Origin of the sequence: Nonomuraea sp. NPDC049158, from assembly GCF_040648335.1 — a bacterium.
In the GTDB taxonomy this organism is placed as follows: domain Bacteria; phylum Actinomycetota; class Actinomycetes; order Streptosporangiales; family Streptosporangiaceae; genus Nonomuraea.
The window spans coordinates 13,563-33,196 of record NZ_JBEZDM010000022.1; the positions used below are offsets into that span (position 1 = coordinate 13,563).

Below are 19,634 nucleotides of genomic sequence, written 5' to 3' on the forward strand. Positions count from 1 at the left end.
CATGGACCCCGACCTGCTCGACGGCGCCCTGTACGCGGGCGACCCGGCACCCGTCTACGCCTGGCTGCGCGAGCACTCCCCCGTCCACCACGACGCCGCCAACGGGCTGTGGGGCATCTCCCGCCACGCCGACATCACGGCCATCGAGCGCGATCCAGGCCTGTGGACCAGCACCGGCGGCTACCGCCCCCAGCTGCCCTCCGATCCGTCGATGATCGGCATGGACGACCCGGAGCACGCCGAGCACCGCCGCCTCGTCTACCGCCGCTTCACGCCGCGCTATGTCCACGAGCGCTACGCCGCCCGCGTCCGCGAGGTCGTCGTCGAGCTGATCGACCAGGCCCTGGAGGCCGGCACCGTCGACGCGGTGCCCGCCCTGGCCGCGCCGCTGCCCGCCCGCATGATCGGCTGGCTGCTCGGCTTCCCCGACGCGGACTGGCCGCGGCTCAAGCACTGGTCGGAGACCACGATCGTGGCGGGCGGCGGCCTGCGCTACGTCACGCACGAGGCCGCGGTCGCCGCGGGCGAGTTCGGCGAGGCCGTCCTGGCCCTGGCCGCCGAACGCCGGACGTGCCCGGCCGACGACCTGGTGACCCTCTGGTCCGGCCGGGCCGCCTACGACGACGACCACCTGGCGAACGAGGCGCTGCTGCTGCTCGACGGCGGTGCGGAGACCACCCGTACGGTCATCGCGACCGCGATCGACGCGCTGATCCGGCACCCGGACCAGTGGCGGCTGCTGCGCGAGGACCGCGGCCTGATCGAGAACGCCGTGGAGGAGTTCATCCGCTGGACCACCCCGATCCTGAACATGTGCCGCTCGGCCACCCGCGACACCGAGCTCCACGGGCAGCGCATCGGGCGAGGCCGGCAGGTCCTGCTCATGTACGGCTCGGCGAACCGGGACGAGACGGTGTTCGACCGCCCGGAGGTGTTCGACGTGACGCGCAAGCCGGGCGGGCACATCGCCTTCGGCCTGGGGACCCACTTCTGCCTGGGCGCGTCCCTGGCCCGGCTGGAATTACGGATCTTCTTCGAGGAGTGGATCGACCGAGTGGGCTCAGCCGCCTGGGCCGACGACACGGGCCCGCGCATCCTGCCCAACGCGTTCGTGCGCGGCGTCACGTCCTTTCCCGTCGCGCTCTCGCCGCGCGGCTGAACTGGTCGTCGAAGCGGCGGGGGAAGGGCACCATCCGATGCTTGTGCCGGTACGGCGCCGCCTGCCTTACCACGTTGAACCCGGCGGCGGAGACGATGCGGCCGGCCGTGGCGAACAGCGGCCAGGCCGGACGGACGGCGCGGTGCGCCACCCCGGCGGGCAGGCCGGGCGGCGCGGCGGGCGAGACGAGCACGAGGCGCGGGCTGAGCCCTTCGAGGACGGCGCTCTCGCGGGCGTACGCCACCAGCTCCAGGATCTCGCCCGGCGGCCCGGAATGCACGATCAGCCAGTCCCCCGAAGCCGTCAGCCGGTCCCCCGGAGCCGTCAGCCGGTCCCCCGGAGCCGTGGCGGGCGGGGCCGGTGGATCGAACAGCGCCAGCGGGACCACCTCGTCCGACACCGACTCCAGGTAGGCCAGGTGGGGATCGCTCACCGGCTCGGCCAGCCACGTCCGGTGGAAGCGCAACGGCCGGGCCGGGATCAGCGGCCGGTAGGCGTCCCAGCGCAGCAGCCTGGCCAGATGCACGACGCGCGGCCCCCGCGGCACCGCCGCCTCGATCTCGCCGTCGAGCCCGGCGGGAAAGGCGTCCACCACGATCTCGTCGGCCCGCGCGAGCTCGGCCGGGTCGCGCGGCCACTCGGTGCGGATCGTGGCCGCGGCGCCCGGATGGACGGTGTGCAGGTAGGCCCGGACCCGCGTGAGGTGGCCGAGCCCGCCGCCTCTGGCGTAGCAGACGATCATGTGCGGTTCGGCGGAGCGGACAATCCGGTGCCATCGGGGGCAGCCGATCGGGCGCTCTCGCGGAAGACCCTCAGGTAACCCTCTGTCTCGGCGGACACCGTGAAGTCCCTGCGTACCCGCTCGGCCGCCGCCGTGCCCAGCTTGGCCAGCTGCTCGTCCGTGGCCCGCGCGGCCCGGTCGACCGCCGCCCGGCACTCGTGCGGGTCCCCTGCGGCGAAGCGGAAGCCGATCTCGTCGTCGACCAGGTCGGCCAGCCCGCCCGCGTCGGAGGCGAGCAGCGGGACGCCGAGGGCCGCGGCCTCCAGGGCCACGTTCGGCAGCCCGTCGTAGAACGACGGCAGCGCGACCAGGTCGCAAGCGGCGTAGAGCGCGGGCAGCTCGTACCGGTCGAGGAAGGGCAGCCGCGTGTGCCCGGCGGGCACGGCCAGGTCCGCCTCCAGCTCCCCGACGAGCAGCAAGTGGAACAGGTCGGCGTGCCCGGAGGCGGCCAGCGCGTCGAGCAGGAAGCCGACGCCCTTCTTGTTCTTGAGCTGCCCGATGAGCCCGATCGTGCGCCGGCCGGCGGCGGCCCGCCTGGCCAGGCCCGCCGCGCGTTCGGAGGGCAGGATCTGCCAGCCGGCGGTGTCGATGCCGTTGGCCACCCACCGCACCCGCGCCTCCGGAACCAGCGCGGACACCAGCGGCGCGTGCCCCGAGGCCACCACGCACACCGTGGCCGAGGCCCGTAACGCGTCGAGCAGGGCGCCCCTGCGGCGCAGCGAGAAGACGCCGGTGTCGAAGTCGTTGCCGCGCAGCAGCGTCACCAGCGGGGCGCCGAGCCACGCGGCCAGGATCGGGGCGCCGAGCATGGCGTACGTGCCGCCGAACGCCACCACGTGCGTGTACGACTCGCCGCGCAGCACGGTCCACAGCCGGCGCAGCGCGTGCTCGGGATTGTCCTCCAGCGGCACGGTGAGCAGCCGCCCGCCCCGCTCGCCGCCGGTCTGCCAGGGCCGATCCCGCCTGGTCAGGTGCGCGACGTCGATCTCCACGCCCGCATCACGCAGGCCCCTGACGATCCTGTCGCAGGACTCGGCCATGCCGCCCCTGCTCGGCGGGTAGTGCTCGGTGAGCCACAGCAGCCGCATCAGCTGTCCACGAAATCGCGCTCGTCGCCGTCGCCGAAGTCCCCGAAGTCGCCCTGGTCCTCGGGGTCGAAGGCGCCTCTGTCGTAGTCGTCGAAGGTGCCGTACCAGCCGGGGTCCTGGTAGGTGGAGGAGGTGCTCTGGTAGTGGTCGCGGCGGAAGCCGCTGGTCCAGAACGGGTCGTAGGCCGAGCCGTAGCCCTGGGCGGTCGCGCACTCGGGACAGACGCCGCCGGGCCCGACGTGCCGGTCACAGATCGGCCTGCCGCACCCGGCGCAGGCGGTGACCGGCGCGCGGCCGCAGCGGCCGAGCACGAAGAATCCGGTGCTCACCATGCACGGGATCACGCGGCCCGCCTCCTTTGCGTCCACCTGAACGGTTCGGTCGCCACGGTCATGATCGCCCCGAGCTGGTCGCGCTCGGCGGGTAGCGGCACCTTGGCGGCGGCCCTGATCACGGTCTTCACTCCTGGACGGACCTTCACCCGGATCCACCACGGCGGCGGACTGCCCGGCCGCGCCGGCATCTGCCCCTTGGCCAGCGAGCGGCTGGTCCGAATGTGCTGTACGGCCTTCGTCTTGGTCTTGGTCTTCCGCTTGCCCCGCGGGTTGACCTTGACGATGCGGCGGTGCCTGACCAGGTCGGTGACGGCGAGCGTGAGCACGCTGCCGTCGCGTAACTCCGAGCGGACGCTGAGCCACGGATCGCGCACCCACCACTCCTCGGCCCGGCGCACCGGCCGTACGATGGGCAGGGACCGGTGCGGGCTCTCCTTGCCGGGGACGCCGTGGCCGCGCAGATCGGCGGTGATGCCGACCACGCCACCGCCGACGTCTTCACAGAGCACCCTGATCAGCGGTACGAGCAGGCTCTCCGTACGCGCGGGCAGCCGCCACTTGGGCCTGCGGACGAGCCCGCGATGCCGGGAGAGACTGGCCAGCAGCGCCGCCCATTCCGCCCTGGGCAGCGTGGCCGACAGCGTGTGCTCCCAGATGAGGGTCTGGTGCAGCGGGTGGAACCCGGCGATCGCCGCCCGTGTCTTCCGCCAGAACATGGCTCGAAACACTACACACGGCGATAAACCTCGGCGAGCCTCGCCCGGGAATCCGCCCAGCTGGACACCCTGCTCCTGGCCCGCTCCGCCATCACCCGCGCCTGTTCGGGGTACTCCAGGAGGATCCGGATCGCGCGAGCCAGCTCGGCGGGCCGATCGGGCGCGACGAGCCGCCCGTCCTCCCCCAGGATCTCCCGTACGGCCGGCAGGTCCGAGGCCACCACCGGCGTACCGGCCGCCATCGACTCCAGGATCTTGAGCGGGGCGCAGCCCTGGTCGAGGTTGCGCGGGCAGGCGGTGAGCGGGGCGGCGGACACGGCCGCGCCGGCCAGCCAGCCGGCCACCTCGTCGTGGGGCAGCGTGAACCGCCACACGATCCGCTCGGCCACCCCCACGCGGTCGGCGAGGCGCTGGAGGGGTTTGGCGCGGCGTTCCGGGACGGAGGAGCAGACGACCAGGCGCAGGTCGGTCAGGTCGGCCAGCCTGGCGAAGGCGCGGAGCAGCACGTCCACGCCCTGCCAGCGCTGGAGGGCGCCTACGTAGATCAGGTAGTGCTCGGGCGCGCCGTCCGGGCGGGCGGTCGGCGCTGGGGCGACGGGGTTGGCGGCGTTCGGCACGAGGAACACCTTTTCCGGATTTATCCCCATCTTGCGGATGGCGTCCCCGATGACGCTCGATGGCACGACAACCGCGTCCGCCCGCTCCAGGCAGTGCGCCTCCAGCCGCCGCAACTTGGCCACCGTGGCGGGGGCCGTCTGCGGCCAGGTGTGCGGCAGCTCGATGGACGGCAGCCCGTTCACCTCGTACACCACCTTGTGCCGGTGGCCGAGCGCCGGCAGCGCGCTCCAGGGGTCGCGCACGTGGACCAGTTCCAGCGTCTCCAGGTGCGGCGCGAGGTGGCGGGCGACCCAGTGCGAGTACGTCTCGGCCCGGTCGATCAGGTTGGGGATCTGCTCGTCGAACCTGGCGATCTGGACACCGCCCTCGCGCTGGTAGCGCGGCAGGCCGCCCCCGCCCAGCACCCCGAGCAGCCCGCCCCCGAACCGGTCGAACAGCTCGGCGGCCATCTGCCCGATGTGCACCGCCGACCCCTTGCTCGAAGGGAACCGGTCAAAGGCGAAATAGGCGGCACGCACGGCGCGCAGTCTATTCGCGCCGTTTCCACTGACGCACAGCTTCTACAGGCGCACGGTTTCTACTGGCGCACGCCCTCGTACGCCGAGTAGTCCTTCAACGCGATCGAGTCGTGCAGCCGCATGCCCTTGCTGCCGAGCTTGGTCGCGGCCTTGGTCACCGCGACCGGCAGGTGGCCGATCAGCCGCGCGGCCTGGGTGAGCGTCCACAGGTCGAACCGGTTGCCGGGCACGATCCGCTTGGCCGCCCCGACCGCGAAGGCGCGGCTCCGCCGTACGTACTCGCCGATCTCGGCCTCGTAGGCCGGGAAGGCGCGCTCGTGGTCGCCGCGTGCGGCGGCCAGCTCGCCCGCGAGGATGTACGCCCCGACGACGGCCAGGCTCGTGCTGCCGCCCACGGCCGGGCCCGGGCAGTAGCCCGCGTCGCCGACCAGCGTCACGCGGCCGCGCGACCAGGTGTCGAGGCGCAGCTGGGTGATCGAGTCGAAGTAGAAGGCCGGGGTGCGGTCGAGCTCCGCCAGCAGCCGGGGAACCTGCCAGCCCATGCCCGCGAACCGCTCGCGCAGCAGCTCCTTCTGCCGGGCGACGTCGCGGTGGTGGTACTGGAGCTGCTCCGGCGTCCTGAACAGGAACACCGCCCGCGCGTCGGACATGTGCGCCGCGCCGTACATCCCGGCCATCCGCCCGATGCCGGACAGTCCCTCCATGCGGCCGTCGAGGTCGAGGTAGTTGGGCACCGAGAAGACGGCCAGGTAGGCGCCGATCCAGGTGGAGAAGCCCGATTCGGGGCCGAAGACCAGGCCGCGCACGTTCGAGTGCAGCCCGTCGGCGCCGACGACCAGGGCGAACCGCCTGGTCGCCCCGCGCTCGAAGGTCACGGCGCCGTCCTCGGCGATGGAGGTGATGGAGTCGTCGAAGACATACTCGACGTCGTCACGGGTGGCGTCGTAGAAGATCTCGCTGAGATCGTCGCGCATGATCTCGACGTGCCGGTCCGACACGGCCGTGAAGACGCGCCGGAGGTCCAGCTCGACGGCCCCCTCCTGGCCTTCTCGATACATGGTGAGCCAGTTCGTGCCGGTCTTCTTGGCCGTGATCGGGTCGATCAGGCCCATCTTCTCGGCGATGTCCATCGCGGGCCTGAACAGGTCGATCGCGTGGCCGCCCGTCTTGCGGAGCGACGGCGCGCGCTCCACGACGGTGACGTCGAAGCCGTACCTGGTGAGCCAGTACGCCAGCACGGGTCCGGCGACACTCGCGCCGGAGATCAGGATCCGCATGATGGCACCCCCTTACCTAACGGATGGTAAGCGCCCCGGAACGGCATCCGCAAGGCGTTACTTAACGATAGGTAAGGGAGATTCCACGAGGCCACGACCCGAGCCCGAACGGGCTCGGGTTCAGCGATCAGTAGACGGCGATGTAGAGGTCGGCGCCACCGGGGTGGTGCACCTCAAGGTCCGTCCTGAACGCCCGCGCGGGCGTGCCGCCCGCCTCGGTGTGCTTCCACACCTGCTGCCAGGCGTCGACGATCGCCTGCGGCATCTGGCCGCGCGCCTCGACCCGCAGGGCCGGGCCCGCGGGCACGCGTACGGCGACCATGCCCTCGGGCAGTCTGGGGACCGTCCGCACGCCGATGCCGACGATCTGCGTGTACGCGCCGTGATGGTCGCTCTCGTAGTCGGTCAGCACCGCGTAAAGGTTCTCGTCGACGCGTCCCGGGATGTGCGCGAACGCCCCGGGGGCGCCCGCCCGCTGCCACAGCACGGGCAGCTTCGCCCTGGCGGGGTCGATCTCGTCGGCGTTCGAGGTGCGTACGGCGATACCGACGACTGTCAGCTCGTTTCTCTCAGTGACCTCCACAGGCCCTCCATCCCCCTAAGTATCCGGGAGGATCCTATGGCCATAACAAACGGAAAACCCTCATTAGCCGCCCAGCGCATAAGATGGACGAACGTGAAGTTCCTTAACGGCCTCGAGCCGCAATACGACCTGACGTACAGCGACGTGTTCATGGTCCCGTCGCGTTCCTCGGTCGGTTCCCGGCTCGCGGTCGATCTTTCGACGAACGATGGCACGGGCACCACCATTCCGATCGTCGTGGCGAACATGACCGCGGTCGCCGGCCGGCGCATGGCCGAGACGATCGCCCGCCGGGGCGGCATCACCGTGATCCCCCAGGACATTCCCATCGACGTCGTGACAGAGGTCGTCGACTGGGTCAAGAAGCGCGATCTCATCCACGACACGCCGCTCACGCTGACGCCGCACGACACGGTCGGCGAGGCCATGCAACTGCTGCCCAAGCGCGCGCACGGCGCGGTCATCGTCGTCGACTGGGACAACCGGCCGGTCGGCGTGGTGACCGAGGCCGACTGCCAGGGCGTCGACATGTACACCCAGCTGTCGCAGGTGATGTCGAGCGAGCTGCTGACGCTGCCGGCCGGGCTGGAGCCGCGCGCGGCGTTCGACCGGCTGCACGGAGGCCGCCACCGCCTGGCGCCCATCGTGGACGCCGAGGGCCGCCTGGTCGGCATCCTGACCCGCACGGGCGCCCTGCGCGCCACGCTCTACCAGCCCGCGCTCGACGCCGCCGGCCGGCTGCGCATCGCCGCCGCCGTCGGCGTGAACGGCGACGTCGCGGCCAAGGCCAAGGAGCTGCTCGAGGCCGGGATCGACTGCCTGGTGGTCGACACCGCGCACGGGCACCAGGAGAAGATGGTCTCCGCCCTGCGCGCGGTCCGGGCGCTCGACCCGGGCGTGCCGGTGGCGGCGGGCAACGTGGTGACCGCCGAGGGCGTGCGCGACCTGGTGGACGCGGGCGCGGACATCCTCAAGGTGGGGGTCGGCCCCGGCGCCATGTGCACGACGCGGATGATGACCGGGGTGGGGCGGCCGCAGTTCTCGGCCGTGCTCGAATGCTCGGCGGAGGCGCGGCGGCTCGGGCGGCACGTGTGGGCCGACGGCGGTGTCCGGCATCCGCGTGACGTGGCGCTGGCCCTGGCCGCGGGCGCGGCCAACGTGATGATCGGCTCGTGGTTCGCCGGGACGTACGAGTCTCCCGGCGACGCGCGCACCGACGCCGACGGGCGCAGGTACAAGGAGAACTTCGGCATGGCGTCCGCGCGGGCCGTGCGGCTGCGCACGGCGGAGGACAGCCCGTTCGAACGGGCCAGGAAGGCGCTGTTCGAGGAGGGGATCTCGACCTCGCGCATGTACCTGGATCCGCGGCGGCCGAGCGTGGAGGACCAGATCGACGCGATCGTGGCCGGGCTGCGGTCCTCGTGCACGTACGCGGGGGCGGCGAACCTGGAGGAGCTGCACGAGCGCGCGGTGGTCGGCATCCAGAGCGCCTCCGGCTACACCGAGGGCATGCCCCTGCACCAGAGCTGGTAGCGCGGCTCAGGCTCCGCACCAGAGCCGGCTCAGGTGCGGCGCCAGCCGCCTGCCGCGTGGATCCCGCCGTCGACGTGCAGCGTCGTGCCGGTCACGAACCTGGCCAGCTCACTGGCCAGGAACACCGCCGCGCCCGCCGCGTCGGCCGGCTCCCCGAGGTGCCCGAGCGGCGGCAGGCGTACCGGCTCGAAGGGTCCGTCCGCCATCCGCTCCCGCACCTGTGTCTCGCCCTCGGTGGGCAGCCCGTCGGGCGCGATGGCGTTCACCCTGATGCCCAGGGGCGCGAACTCCAGCGCGAGCGACTTCGTCAGGCTCTCCAGCCCCGCCTTCATCGCCGCGTAGACCGCGAACCCCGGCGCCGCCTGGTGCGCCTCGCTGGAGGTCACGTTGATGATCGACGCCCCGGCGCCCATCATCGGCAGCATCCGGCGGATCATGCCGGTGACCTGCGTGAAGTTCTCCTCGATCAGGGTCCGCTCGCCCCGGGCCGTCGTGTCGGCGAACGCGGCGTGGAACGTCCCGCCCGCGTTGTTCACCAGCACGTCCACGCGCCCCCACCGCTCGTGCACGGCCTGCGCGAACACCTCCACGGCGACCGGATCCCGCACGTCCAGCGTCATCGCGAGGTCACTGCCCGGCTGAGGCTTGTCGCGGTCGCAGATCGCGACATGAGCCCCGAATGCCGCGAACGTCTCCGCAATCGCCCGCCCGATCCCCCGCGCCGCCCCGGTGATCACGGCGACGCGCCCGGTGAGCAGGATCCCATCGGCAGAAAGGGCGGCCATGAACGATGACCATATCCCGACCGCATAGAGTCGTCGGGTCCATTCCTGATCGCCAATACTCGTAACAGGAGCAATTCGTGGCACTCGAGAAGCCGGAAATCGACTTCCCGGAGGGTAACCCGCCCGCCGACCTGGAGATCGTCGACATCGTCGAGGGGAACGGCCCCGAGGCCAAGCCCGGCCAGAACGTCAGCGTCCACTACGTGGGCGTCGCGTTCTCGACCGGCGAGGAGTTCGACGCGTCGTGGAACCGCGGCGAGGCGTTCGAGTTCCCGCTCGGCGGCGGGCGCGTCATCGCCGGCTGGGACCAGGGCGTGGCCGGGATGAAGGTGGGCGGTCGCCGCAAGCTGGTGATCCCCGCGCACCTCGGCTACGGCAACCGCGGCGCCGGCGCCCGCATCAAGCCGGGAGAGACGCTCATCTTCGTCGTCGATCTCCTGGGCGTCAGCTAACACCCTGGGGCGGGTCGCACACCCGCCCCACCCCTCAGGGGGCCCATCGCCGGGCAAAATGCTGGTCTTGGCGCGGCGGATTTGTCGGCGAAGTACGGCAACATAGGGCATGTGCTGTTGATCGACGTGGTACGGGTTTCGGAGGCGGTGACGCGCACGTCCGCCCGGCTCGGCAAGGTCGGCCATCTGGCCGAACTGCTCGGCAGGGTCGGTGCCGATGAGGCGGAGATCGCCATCTCCTACCTGTCGGGTGAGCTGCCCCAGCGTCAGGTGGGCGTGGGGTGGCGGACCCTGCAGGATCCACCGCCCGCCAAGCTGGCCGCCACCGCCACCCTGACCCACGTCGACGCCCTGCTGTCGCGGATCAAGTCCGTCTCCGGCCAGGGCTCGCAGGCGGTCCGCAAGGCCCTGGTCACCGAGCTGTTCGCCGGGCTGACCAGCCAGGAGCAGGCGTTCATGCTCCGGCTGCTCAGCGGCGAGCTGCGCCAGGGCGCCCTCGACGGAGTGATGATCGAGGCGATCGCCAAAGCGTCGGGCGCGCCGTCCGCCGACGTGCGGCGGGCGCTCACGCTGCGCGGCTGGCTGCCCGCCGTGGGCGCGGCGGCGCTGAGCGGTGGCGTGGCGGCGTTGCACGCCTTCAAGCTGGAGGTGGGCCGGGCGGTCTCGCCCATGCTCGCCGGCAGCGCCCCGAACGTCGCCGCCGCCCTGGAGAAGGCGGGCACCCCGGCGGCGCTGGAATGGAAGCTCGACGGCGTACGCGTGCAGGCGCACCGCTCCGGCGACCAGGTCCGCGTGTTCACCCGCACGCTCGACGACATCACCGCGCAGGTGCCCGAACTCGTGGAGGCCGTGCTCGGCCTGGCCTCCGACGATCTCGTGCTCGACGGCGAGGTGATCGCGTTGCGGCCCGACGGGCGGCCGCACCCGTTCCAGGTGACGGCCAGCCGGGTGACCACCAAGACCGGCGCCCCGCGGCTGCGGGAGGACACTCCGCTGAGCGTGTTCTTCTTCGACGCGCTGCGGGTGGACGGGGCCGACCTGCTCGACCTGCCCTACGCCCAGCGCCAGGAGGTGCTCGGCCAGACCGTGATGCCCGGTCTGCTCACGCCGCGGCTCATCACGGGCGATGTGCCGGAGGCGGAGAAGTACTTCATCGACGTGATCAAGGCCGGCCACGAGGGCCTGGTCGTCAAGTCGCTGGCCTCCCCCTACGCGGCCGGCCGCCGGGGCGCCGGGTGGATCAAGGTCAAGCCGCGGCACACGCTCGACCTGGTCGTCCTCGCGGCCGAATGGGGTCACGGCCGCCGCGAAGGCAAGCTGTCCAACCTCCACCTCGGCGCCCGCGACCCGGAGAGCGGCGGGTTCGTGATGCTGGGCAAGACGTTCAAGGGGCTGACCGACGAGTTGCTCGCCTGGCAGACCGAACGCTTCCTGGAGCTGGCCGAGGGGTCCACCGAGGAGTGGACCGTCAATCTGCGGCCTGAGCTGGTCGTGGAGATCGCCTTCGACGGGGTGCAGCGGTCGCCGCGCTATCCCGGGGGGATGGCGCTGCGGTTCGCGCGGGTGCTGAGGTACCGGCCCGACAAGCGGGCCGCGGACGCCGACACGGTGGAGACTGTCCGCTCGCTCATGCTCTGACCCTTTTGGTACGGCTCTGCTCCTGTTGGGATGCCCTCACCTATCCCCAAGGTGACAGAGTCGGCGTTTTCCGGCTGCCCCAAGATCCCCGGCGTACGCTCAGCGTTCTGGTCAGTTCGTGACCAAAGTGAGATAAATCACTGAATGTCCCATTAAGTTGTCTTTACTCGCTGTTTGTCGCATATGTTCGACCACGTTCGCGGGGCACCCGCCCCGAGCGAGGGATCGGCCGACGCGCGCCCCCATATCTGCCCCGACCTGGCCTTTCCCTGTCCTGTCCCCTAGCTAGGACTGTGGTTTACCTTGGGCCAGCACTCCTACAACCCGACCCGTCCGAACCCGGAGAGCCAGAAGAAGGCTCCGGCCAAGCGCCGTTGGGTCACCGTCGCGGCCGGTGCGGCCGTCGTCGCCGCCGCCTCGACCACCGCCTGGGCGGCCGTCGCCAACGACGACGCCCCCAAGCCCGCCGCGGCGCTGGACGTGTCGCCGTCCCCCACGTACACGAGGGCCGACACCCCTTCCCCCGCCCCCAAGACCCCCGAGCCGAACAAGCCCAGCACCAAGTCGGCCGCCCCCAAGCCCTCATCCAGCCCCAAGGCCACCGCCCTTCCGAAGGCCGAAGCCGCTCAGCCGCCGACCAAGCCGGTCGAGAAGGCGAAGACCGAGCCGGTTCGCAAGGCGAAGACCGAGGTCGCCAAGCTGAAGACCCGCGTCCTCAGTTCGGGCACCTGCGGCGCGTCCTACTACGACGAAGGGCAGATGACCGCCAGCGGCGAACGCTTCGACCCGTCGGCCATGACCGCCGCCCACAAGACGCTCCCGCTCGGCAGCAAGGTCCGCGTCACCAACCCGGCGAACGGCGACTCGGTCACGGTCCGCATCAACGACCGCGGTCCGTACGTGGGCGGCCGCTGCCTCGACCTGTCGGCAGCCGCCTTCTCCGCCATCGGCGACACGGGGTCCGGGGTCATGAGGGTCAAGTACGAGGTCCTCGCCCGCTCCTGACGCCGAGACCCGCGGTGCGTTAGCCTCCACCCATGCCACACCTCTGTGACTGATCAGCAGCCGCCCGGCCCATGACCGGCCGGGCACCCCGCGAAGCGATCCCCCCTTCGCCCGTCCGGCCCATGACCGGCCGGACGGCTCGGCTGCTTGGAGTCACCAGGTGTCATCCGTTCCTCCCCGCCTGCCCGGAAACTCGCTGCTCGCGCTGCTGCGCGGCAACCCCGACTTCCGCCGGCTCTTCCTCGCCTCGGCCCTCAGCCTGACCGGCGACTGGTTCACCTTCGTCGCCCTGAACGCCTTCGTCTACCACCGCACCGGTTCGGCCGGGCTGACGGCCCTGCTGTTCGCCGTCGAGTCGCTGCCCGGCATCCTGCTGATGCCGCTCATCGGCTCGCTGACCGACCGCCTGGACCGCCGCCGCCTGCGCATCGCCTGCGACCTGGCCGCCATCCTCCCCCTCGCGGGCCTGCTCGCCGCCTTCCACCTGGGGTCGGTCCCCATGGCGCTGGTCTCGCTGGCCGTGCTGTCGGTGTCGGCCGCGGTGTCGAGCCCGATCCCCGAGGTCGTACTCCCCAACCTCGTCGCCCCCGACCGGCTGCCCACCGCGCAGGCCGCGCTCGGCAGCCTCTACTCCTCCGGCCTGCTGCTCGGGGCCGGGCTCGGCGGCCTGGCCTCGGCCGCCTGGGGCAGCACGGCCACGCTGCTGATCGACGCCGCCTCCTTCGTCGCGTCCGCCGTCCTCATCGCCCGCATCCGCCGCCCGTTCTCCACGGGCACGGAGCGGCGCCGGATGCGCGTACGTACCGACACCGCCGAACTGTGGCGCTTCATCCGCGCCACTCCCACCGTGGCGGCCCTGCTCCTGCTGACGGCGGCCCTGCGGCTGTGCTACGGCGTGGTCGGCCTCCTGCCCGTCTACGCGCTCGAACGGTTCGGCACCACCGACGCCGGAGTCGGTGTCCTCTACATGGCGCAGGGGGTGGGCGCCGTGCTCGGTCCGTTCCTGGGACGGCGGCTGATCGGGACCTCAGCGCGGCGGCGGCTGATCGTGGCGGGTGGCGCTCTGGCGGTGTTCGGGCTCGGCTACCTCGCCCTGGCCCAGGCCGGCGGGCTGTGGTCGGGCGTACCCGCCGCCTTGGCCGGCCACCTCGGGGTGAGCGCGTGCGCCATCCTGGCCATCAACGGGCTGCAACTGGCCAGCCCCGACCACATCCGCGGCCGCGTGCTGGTCACCGCCTTCGGGCTGTCGTCGGGGCTGCAGGGCGTGTCGTCGCTGGCGGTGGCCCCGCTGACCGTCGCGCTGGGCATGGCCGGGGCCACGCGCGCGCTCGGCGTACTCGCGGTCGGCTTCGCCCTGGTCTGGCTCTTGTACGCGCTCCGGCTGCCCGAACCAGAGGAGTGAGGCCTCGACAGGGCGGATGGTGGGCGTAGAGACATGCCTCCGCAAAGCCTCGGCCCTATGCCTTCAGACCCGGCCTGACCAGCGCGTACATGGGTAAGCAGGTAGTGGCCGCAAGGCCATGCTCCGCGGCTGACGCGCCAGAGGCGGCGTCGCGCGGCACAAGTCGCGAGATCGCCCGTTCCCGGACAGACATACGGAGGTGTGGTACCCGTGTCCAATGACTCCATGGACATGACCGCCGAGCAGGGGAGCTCTGCGGCGTACGGCCCCAAGATGCTGGCGGACATCAAGCCGCCCTTCATTCCCGACGGCGCTTCGGGAATGACCGTCTTCGTCGACTGGCCTCCCGGCCACCCCGGCGCCGCGCCGCACCGCCACTCGGGGCCGGCTTTCGGTTACGTGATCGAGGGCGCGGTCATGTTCGAGCTCGAGGGCGAGCCCGAGCGCGTGATCAAGGCCGGTGAGACGTTCTGGGAGCCGGGCGGCGACGTGATCCACTACCAGGACGGCAACGCCTTGCCGGACGCGCAGACCAAGTTCGTCGTCTTCATGCTGTGTGAGCCGGGCCAGCCCATGCTCACGTACGTCGACCAGGAGGAGCTGGCGCAGCGGGCGCACCTGCGCGCCCCGCGTCCCGCCGGCGGCTGATCCGCCCGTTCGATACGGCGGACCCCGCACGGGGCCTGGCTTTACGCGGCGGCCGGAGAGCCGGATATCGGCTCTCCGGCCGATCGCTGTCGGACGTCCTGTGGATCGGTGATCAGGTGCGCGCGAGGGTGCTGTACGAGAGTGCGTGTCAATGCCGTGCGGTCATGGGCGGTGCCAGCGCTGCAACTTGTCGGGGTTCAGCACGATCCACACAGCGGTGACCTCGGCGCCGGCGACGCTCACGCCGGCCACCGCCAGGGCTCGGCCCGCCTGGCGCAGGACCAGGCCCGTCCGGCCGTTCACGGACTCGACGGCCCACTCGGTGCCGGGCTGGCCGGTCAGCAGAGCCGTGATGAACCGGGCTACCGCGTCCGCGCCGTAGGTGGGGCGGACAGCGGCCCGCAGTTTGCCGCCACCGTCGCTCACGACCATCGCGTCAGCGGCCAGGACAGCCCGCAGCGCCGCCGCGTCTCCCATGCCGCAGGCCGCGGCGAACCGGCGCGCGACACGGTCGTGTCCGGCGAGCATCGCGTGGTCCGCCCTGGCCTGCTGAGGCACCGGACCGGCGGCGGGCTCAGGCCGGTATGCCGGACCAACGGCGGGCTCAGGCCAGTGTGCCGGACCAACGGTGGTGAACGCTCCTGCCGTGCCGGGTCGCGGAGTGCCGCTGGGGGTGGGGCTCGGGGCTGAAGCGGCGAGCAGGTCCAGGCAGATGCCTCCGGCGACCCGGGTCAGCCAGGCGCGCGGTACCGCGATGGCGGCGCGTTCTTCGTCGTCGAGGGCGTACCAGTGGCGATAGGTCTCTTGGACGATCCAGTCAGCCGTCAGCTCCGAGCCGGACATCCACCAGGCGATCTCAAGGAGGTGCTGCCGTTCGTCGAGCATCTCCGCCAGCGTCCCGGCGCTCACTTCGGTCATGTCCTGCCGCCCTCCCAGCCGCGAGAGAAGGCGCGGGAGCGGCGTGGCTTCGCCTGTTTCCACGCTGTGGAGGCGCCGGTGTGGCAGCCGGCCAACGGGGTCGTCCGCACGATGTCCTCTGTTCTCTTGGTGTCGGCAGTTAAGACCGGACAGCCGGTCTTGTTGTGACACCTCGGTGAGATCAGGAGAGGCGGTGGGCGCGTGACCGTTCGAAGGCGTCGAGTTTGGCCGGGTTGACGATCCACATGACGTGGTGGATGCCCTGCGGCGAGGCCTCGATGGTGAGAAGGACGAGGTCGGTGCCGTTGCGAGGGACGAGCACACCGGCACGCCCGTTCGCTTCGACCCACGTCATCTCGGCGCCCGGCCAGAACCGTGGCGCGTACGCGGCGAGGAACTTCGCCACGCGGGCGCTGCCCAGCAACGGGAATCGCGCCGCCCCTCTGATGCCGCCGCCGTCGGAGGAGCTGACGACGTCCGCGGCGAAGAGGCCTTCGAGGGCGGCGACGTTCCCCGTCTGGGCGGCGTCGAGGAAGACGGCCAGGAGGCGTCGATGCTCCCTCTTGTCGATGGGCTCGCGTCGTGCGGCGGTCAGACGTTTGCGAGCCCGGCTCACGAGTTGGCGGGCATTGACCGGGGTGAGCTGAAGGATGTCCGCGATCTGCGTATAGGGATAGACGAAGGCCTCACGCAGCACATAGGCGGCCCGCTCTGTAGGGGCGAGCCGCTCCAGCAGCAGCAGGAAGGCGAGTTCGAGCGCTTCGCCGCGTTCGGCGCCCAGTGTGGGGTCGAGGCTGGTGTCGACGGGTTCGGGGAGCCAGGGCCCTATATAGGACTCGCGGCGCGCATGGGCGGAGCGAGCGACGTTGATGGCCAGGCGGGTGGTGATCAACGCCAGGAAGGCCGACGGGTTCTCGATGGTCGAACGATCGGTGTTCTGCCAGCGCACCCAGACTTCCTGAAGGATGTCCTCGGCTTCTACCGCGCTGCCGAGCATCCGATAGGCGATGCCGAACAGGCGCGGGCGCAGCTCGCAGAAGGCGGAAGCCGCCTGTTCGAGTGCGCTCGCCTGTTCCAGGGAATCCGTACGCATGTTCACCCCCGCTTTCGCCGCGTCAGCGGCTCACGCACCGTGATCGCCGCGCCGGGAGTCGTCCTCCAGCGCCTCGACCGCGTCGAGCAGACCCCGAAGGCCGATCTCCTCGCGCTCGGCGTCGGCCGGATCGAAGAGCCATTCGGTGACCGGCAGTTCGGCGGCCTCCTCCGGACGGCTCGTCTCGACCAGGGTCACCTCTTCCTCGACCTCGACCTGGAGTTCGTACAGGAAGCCGTCGTCACCGCTCGGAGTGTTCATCGTTCCTCCATACGTGGCTTGGGTGTGCGGGGGCTTGGGTGTGCGGGGGCTTGGGTGTGCGGGGGCTTGGGTGTGCGGTCAATGCGACCTGAAGTGAAGACGCGGGGCTACTGGGCGGTCTGCTCGAGCCAGTCGCGGTAGCGGATCTTGCCGAGGGTCGCGCCCTCACCCGGCACCAGCGTCCGCTCGCCCGGCACGCTGCCGTAGTAGCGCGCCTGCGGGTCGGCGACCACCGTGCGCGGGTCGCCCCAGGCGGCCAGCGCGTCGCGGAAGAAGTCATCCATCCGGGACTGCTCGGGCCCGGCCACCTCGACTCGGCCGTTCAGCGGCTGCCCCACCGCGACCCGGCCGACCGCCTGCGCGACCTCCTCGCCCGCGATGGGCTGGAACCGCACGGGCGCGATCCGTACCGTGTCGCCGTCCGTGGCCTCGTCCGCGATGCTCCGGACGAACTGGAAGAACTGCGTCGCGTGGACGAGCGAGAACGGGATCCCCGACTTCTCGATCAGCTGCTCCTGAGCGATCTTCGCGGCGAAGTAGCCGTTCTCCGGCATCCGCTCCGTCCCCACCACCGACAGCGCGACGTGATGCCCGACCCCGGCCGCCGCCTCAGCGGCGAGCAGGTTGCCGGTGGAGGTCTCGAAGAACTCCATCACCGCGGCGGCCTCGAACGACGGCGAGTTCGACACGTCGATCACCACCTGCGCACCGGCCAGCGCCTCCGCCAGCCCTTCTCCGGTGAGGGTGTTGACACCGGTGCTCGGCGCCGCCGCCACCGCCTCGTGGCCGTGCTCACCCAGCTTCGCCACCAGCTTCGACCCGATGAGGCCAGTACCGCCGACCACGACGACCTTCATGGCACAACCCTTCTGTCCGCCGGGGCGCCCATGCGCCAACCGGTCCGCCAGCTAAGACAGGGCAGCCTCCGGCCTTGTGACAGCCGCGGCGAAATTTCTTTCCCAGGGCCGCGGGTGAAGCCCGCTACTCCACGAGTTTTCCGGCGGTGGAGACCTCGCGCATGAGCGCCGCGATCTCGCCGGGAATCGGCGGGATGGCCTCCCTCTCCACCGATCCGGGACCGGACCACACCAGGTTGACCTGCAGCGACGGGTCGAGTTCTGGGTAGTCGGAGCGGTTGTGGCAGCCGCGGGTCTCGCGGCGCTCAAGCGCGGTCTCGACCGTCGCGCGGGCGGCGAGCGCGGCGGACTTCAGGTCGAAGGCGTGGGCCAGGTCCTGGAACCCGGCGATGTCCGGGTGCACGCCGACGTCGGCGATACGCGCCTCTACCGCGGCGAGTTCGGCGAGACCCTTCCGCAGGCCGCCCTCGTCGCGTACCACGCCGGCATGCTCGGTCATGATGTCGCGGAGGGCTCGCTGCAGCGCGCGTACGTTCTCGGGGCCGTCCGCGGCGAGGAGTTCGTCCACCTCCGCCCGTGCCGCCTCGAGCGCCTCGGCCGAGCGGCGCTGGGCGTCGAGGCCCGCGGAATACTCGGCCGCCGCCTGCCCGACGATGCGGCCGAAGACGAGGAGCTCGATGAGGGAGTTGCCGCCGAGGCGGTTGGCGCCGTGCAGGCCGCTGGCCGCCTCCCCGATCGCGTACAGGCCGTCGACGCCCGTGCCATGGTCCTCGGGCCGCACCCAGACCCCGCCCATCGAGTAGTGCGCGGTCGGCGCGATCTCGATCGGCTCCTTGGTGATGTCGAGCATCTGCAGCTCCAGGAGCGTCTGGTAGACGCGCGGCAACCGCGTCATGATCGTCTCTCGGGGCAGGTGCGACACATCCAGCCAAACGCCGCCGTTCGGGGTCCCGCGGCCCTCTTTGATCTCTGTGTACGCGGCCAGTGCGACGCGGTCGCGGGTGGACAACTCCATCCGCTCCGGGTCGTACCTGGACATGAACCGCTCACCGAGCTGGTTGCGCAGGATTCCGCCCTCGCCCCGTGCCGCTTCGGAGACGAGGGTGCCGGCCGCGTTCTCGGGGGCGATGAGACCGGATGGGTGGAACTGCACCAGCTCGGGGTCGCGGATGCGGCAGCCGGCCAGGACGGCGAGGCGGAAGGAGTCGCCGGTGTTCTCGTCCCTCCGGGAGGAGGTGCGCCGCCAGATCCGGGTGTGGCCGCCGGCGGCCAGGATCACCGCGTCGGCATGGATGACGTAGCGGCTGCCGTCGGTCAGGTCGAACCCGTACGCGCCGAAGACCGCGTTGTCGCGGACGAGGAGGCGCGTGATGTACACGGTGTCGAGGATGGGGACATCGAGCTGCGCCGCGCGGTTGATCAGGGTGCGCTGGATCTCGAGTCCGGTGTAGTCGCCGGCGTAGGCGGTGCGCCGGTAGGTGTGGGCGCCGAAGAAGCGCTGCGAGATTCGCCCGTCCTGTTCGCGGGCGAACGGCATGCCATAGTGCTGAAGGTCTTCGATGCCGCGTGCGGCCCCCTCGGTGACGATGCGCACCGTCTCCGGGTTGGCCAGGAGATAGCTCTCTTTGAGGGTGTCCGCCGCGTGCTGTTGCCAGGTGTCCTCGGGGTCCATCGTGGCGAGCGCCGCGTTGATGCCGCCCGCCGCGAGCGAGGTGTGCGCGTCCGCCTTCGGCCGTTTGCCTACCGCGAGGACGCCGACCCCGTGCTCGGCGAGTTCGATGGCGGCCCGCAGACCGGCTCCTCCTGTCCCGATGACCAGGACGGACGTGGCGATCCGCTTCTCCGGCACGTGCATGGTGCTCCTTCGGCCGTATGGGTGAAAGCCATTACGGGAGCAAGACCGCGTAGCGCCGTGATTTGTGACATCCATCCCGGTGCGCGACCTTCCGGGACGGGCCTCCTGCTCA

General features: G+C 71.3%; 20 protein-coding genes. 7 read left to right on the forward strand and 13 right to left on the reverse strand.

All coding sequences use genetic code 11. From position 1 onward, the window contains the following. The first annotated feature begins 1 nt into the window (after position 1). Positions 2-1,159, forward strand: coding sequence for a cytochrome P450 (locus AB0B61_RS36465; RefSeq protein ID WP_358441951.1), 1,158 nt, complete (start codon positions 2-4; stop codon positions 1,157-1,159). On the opposite strand, the gene AB0B61_RS36470 is transcribed toward AB0B61_RS36465, so the two are convergent. The 7 genes from AB0B61_RS36470 to AB0B61_RS36500 form a co-directional block, all read right to left on the reverse strand. Beyond that, positions 1,122-1,901 carry a hypothetical protein gene (locus AB0B61_RS36470; protein ID WP_358441954.1) on the reverse strand — a complete coding sequence of 260 codons (780 nt, stop codon included), beginning with the start codon at positions 1,899-1,901 and terminating at the stop codon, positions 1,122-1,124. The genes AB0B61_RS36465 and AB0B61_RS36470 overlap by 38 nt on opposite strands. After that, the gene (locus AB0B61_RS36475) at positions 1,898-3,028 is read right to left on the reverse strand and encodes a glycosyltransferase family 4 protein (RefSeq protein ID WP_358441956.1); all 1,131 of its coding nucleotides are present in this window, start codon (positions 3,026-3,028) and stop codon (positions 1,898-1,900) included. The genes AB0B61_RS36470 and AB0B61_RS36475 overlap by 4 nt, the downstream gene beginning before the upstream one ends. After that, positions 3,028-3,372 carry a hypothetical protein gene (locus AB0B61_RS36480; RefSeq protein WP_357648300.1) on the reverse strand — a complete coding sequence of 115 codons (345 nt, stop codon included), beginning with the start codon at positions 3,370-3,372 and terminating at the stop codon, positions 3,028-3,030. The genes AB0B61_RS36475 and AB0B61_RS36480 overlap by 1 nt, the downstream gene beginning before the upstream one ends. Next, positions 3,369-4,079, reverse strand: coding sequence for a hypothetical protein (locus AB0B61_RS36485; RefSeq protein ID WP_358441959.1), 711 nt, complete (start codon positions 4,077-4,079; stop codon positions 3,369-3,371). The genes AB0B61_RS36480 and AB0B61_RS36485 overlap by 4 nt, the downstream gene beginning before the upstream one ends. An 11-nt stretch (positions 4,080-4,090) precedes the next feature. Continuing rightward, positions 4,091-5,215, reverse strand: coding sequence for a glycosyltransferase (locus AB0B61_RS36490; protein ID WP_358441962.1), 1,125 nt, complete (start codon positions 5,213-5,215; stop codon positions 4,091-4,093). 59 nt (positions 5,216-5,274) lie between these two features. Further along, positions 5,275-6,492: an FAD-dependent monooxygenase gene (locus AB0B61_RS36495; protein ID WP_358441965.1), complete on the reverse strand. Its 1,218-nt coding sequence runs from the start codon at positions 6,490-6,492 to the stop codon at positions 5,275-5,277. 127 nt (positions 6,493-6,619) lie between these two features. Continuing rightward, positions 6,620-7,075: a GyrI-like domain-containing protein gene (locus AB0B61_RS36500; protein WP_358441967.1), complete on the reverse strand. Its 456-nt coding sequence runs from the start codon at positions 7,073-7,075 to the stop codon at positions 6,620-6,622. A gap of 93 nt (positions 7,076-7,168) precedes the next feature. On the opposite strand from AB0B61_RS36500, the gene AB0B61_RS36505 reads away from it, so the two are divergent. After that, positions 7,169-8,608 carry a GuaB1 family IMP dehydrogenase-related protein gene (locus AB0B61_RS36505; protein ID WP_358441970.1) on the forward strand — a complete coding sequence of 480 codons (1,440 nt, stop codon included), beginning with the start codon at positions 7,169-7,171 and terminating at the stop codon, positions 8,606-8,608. A gap of 29 nt (positions 8,609-8,637) precedes the next feature. Here the strand turns inward: AB0B61_RS36505 and AB0B61_RS36510 are convergent, their stop codons facing one another. Beyond that, the gene (locus AB0B61_RS36510) at positions 8,638-9,393 is read right to left on the reverse strand and encodes an SDR family oxidoreductase (RefSeq protein ID WP_358441973.1); all 756 of its coding nucleotides are present in this window, start codon (positions 9,391-9,393) and stop codon (positions 8,638-8,640) included. A gap of 77 nt (positions 9,394-9,470) precedes the next feature. On the opposite strand from AB0B61_RS36510, the gene AB0B61_RS36515 reads away from it, so the two are divergent. The 5 genes from AB0B61_RS36515 to AB0B61_RS36535 all read left to right on the forward strand — a co-directional run bounded on the left by AB0B61_RS36515 (position 9,471) and on the right by AB0B61_RS36535 (position 14,538). Then, a complete protein-coding gene (locus AB0B61_RS36515) occupies positions 9,471-9,845 on the forward strand; it encodes an FKBP-type peptidyl-prolyl cis-trans isomerase (protein WP_358441976.1) in 375 nt (124 codons plus the stop codon). Positions 9,846-9,956: 111 nt separating this feature from the next. Further along, the gene (locus AB0B61_RS36520) at positions 9,957-11,483 is read left to right on the forward strand and encodes an ATP-dependent DNA ligase (protein WP_358441978.1); all 1,527 of its coding nucleotides are present in this window, start codon (positions 9,957-9,959) and stop codon (positions 11,481-11,483) included. Between the two features lie 303 nt (positions 11,484-11,786). Continuing rightward, positions 11,787-12,488: a septal ring lytic transglycosylase RlpA family protein gene (locus AB0B61_RS36525; protein ID WP_358441980.1), complete on the forward strand. Its 702-nt coding sequence runs from the start codon at positions 11,787-11,789 to the stop codon at positions 12,486-12,488. Between the two features lie 160 nt (positions 12,489-12,648). Beyond that, the gene (locus AB0B61_RS36530) at positions 12,649-13,890 is read left to right on the forward strand and encodes an MFS transporter (RefSeq protein WP_358441983.1); all 1,242 of its coding nucleotides are present in this window, start codon (positions 12,649-12,651) and stop codon (positions 13,888-13,890) included. A 210-nt stretch (positions 13,891-14,100) separates the two neighbouring features. Beyond that, positions 14,101-14,538 (forward strand): cupin domain-containing protein, encoded by a 438-nt coding sequence (locus AB0B61_RS36535; RefSeq protein ID WP_358441985.1) that lies wholly within the window; start codon positions 14,101-14,103, stop codon positions 14,536-14,538. Between the two features lie 162 nt (positions 14,539-14,700). Here the strand turns inward: AB0B61_RS36535 and AB0B61_RS36540 are convergent, their stop codons facing one another. The 5 genes from AB0B61_RS36540 to AB0B61_RS36560 form a co-directional block, all read right to left on the reverse strand. Beyond that, entirely contained in the window at positions 14,701-15,456 is a 756-nt protein-coding gene (locus tag AB0B61_RS36540; RefSeq protein WP_358441988.1) for a hypothetical protein, read from the reverse strand. 181 nt (positions 15,457-15,637) lie between these two features. Continuing rightward, the gene (locus AB0B61_RS36545) at positions 15,638-16,549 is read right to left on the reverse strand and encodes an RNA polymerase sigma-70 factor (RefSeq protein ID WP_358441991.1); all 912 of its coding nucleotides are present in this window, start codon (positions 16,547-16,549) and stop codon (positions 15,638-15,640) included. Between the two features lie 30 nt (positions 16,550-16,579). Beyond that, entirely contained in the window at positions 16,580-16,810 is a 231-nt protein-coding gene (locus tag AB0B61_RS36550; RefSeq protein ID WP_358441994.1) for a hypothetical protein, read from the reverse strand. A 107-nt stretch (positions 16,811-16,917) separates the two neighbouring features. Further along, on the reverse strand, positions 16,918-17,667 hold the full coding sequence (locus AB0B61_RS36555; RefSeq protein WP_358441997.1) for an SDR family oxidoreductase: 750 nt from the start codon (positions 17,665-17,667) through the stop codon (positions 16,918-16,920). Between the two features lie 124 nt (positions 17,668-17,791). Further along, positions 17,792-19,522, reverse strand: coding sequence for an FAD-binding protein (locus AB0B61_RS36560; RefSeq protein WP_358442000.1), 1,731 nt, complete (start codon positions 19,520-19,522; stop codon positions 17,792-17,794). Positions 19,523-19,634: the final 112 nt, after the last annotated feature.

Coding starts and splice junctions, on each gene's coding strand:
- AB0B61_RS36540 (WP_358441988.1), bottom strand. CDS start 15,456: ATGACCGAAGTGAGCGCCGGGACGCTGGCGGAGATGCTCGACGAACGG.
- AB0B61_RS36550 (WP_358441994.1), bottom strand. CDS start 16,810: ATGAACACTCCGAGCGGTGACGACGGCTTCCTGTACGAACTCCAGGTC.
- AB0B61_RS36465 (WP_358441951.1), top strand. CDS start 2: ATGGACCCCGACCTGCTCGACGGCGCCCTGTACGCGGGCGACCCGGCA.
- AB0B61_RS36470 (WP_358441954.1), bottom strand. CDS start 1,901: ATGATCGTCTGCTACGCCAGAGGCGGCGGGCTCGGCCACCTCACGCGG.
- AB0B61_RS36485 (WP_358441959.1), bottom strand. CDS start 4,079: ATGTTCTGGCGGAAGACACGGGCGGCGATCGCCGGGTTCCACCCGCTG.
- AB0B61_RS36560 (WP_358442000.1), bottom strand. CDS start 19,522: ATGCACGTGCCGGAGAAGCGGATCGCCACGTCCGTCCTGGTCATCGGG.
- AB0B61_RS36510 (WP_358441973.1), bottom strand. CDS start 9,393: ATGGCCGCCCTTTCTGCCGATGGGATCCTGCTCACCGGGCGCGTCGCC.
- AB0B61_RS36475 (WP_358441956.1), bottom strand. CDS start 3,028: ATGCGGCTGCTGTGGCTCACCGAGCACTACCCGCCGAGCAGGGGCGGC.
- AB0B61_RS36545 (WP_358441991.1), bottom strand. CDS start 16,549: ATGCGTACGGATTCCCTGGAACAGGCGAGCGCACTCGAACAGGCGGCT.
- AB0B61_RS36555 (WP_358441997.1), bottom strand. CDS start 17,667: ATGAAGGTCGTCGTGGTCGGCGGTACTGGCCTCATCGGGTCGAAGCTG.
- AB0B61_RS36495 (WP_358441965.1), bottom strand. CDS start 6,492: ATGCGGATCCTGATCTCCGGCGCGAGTGTCGCCGGACCCGTGCTGGCG.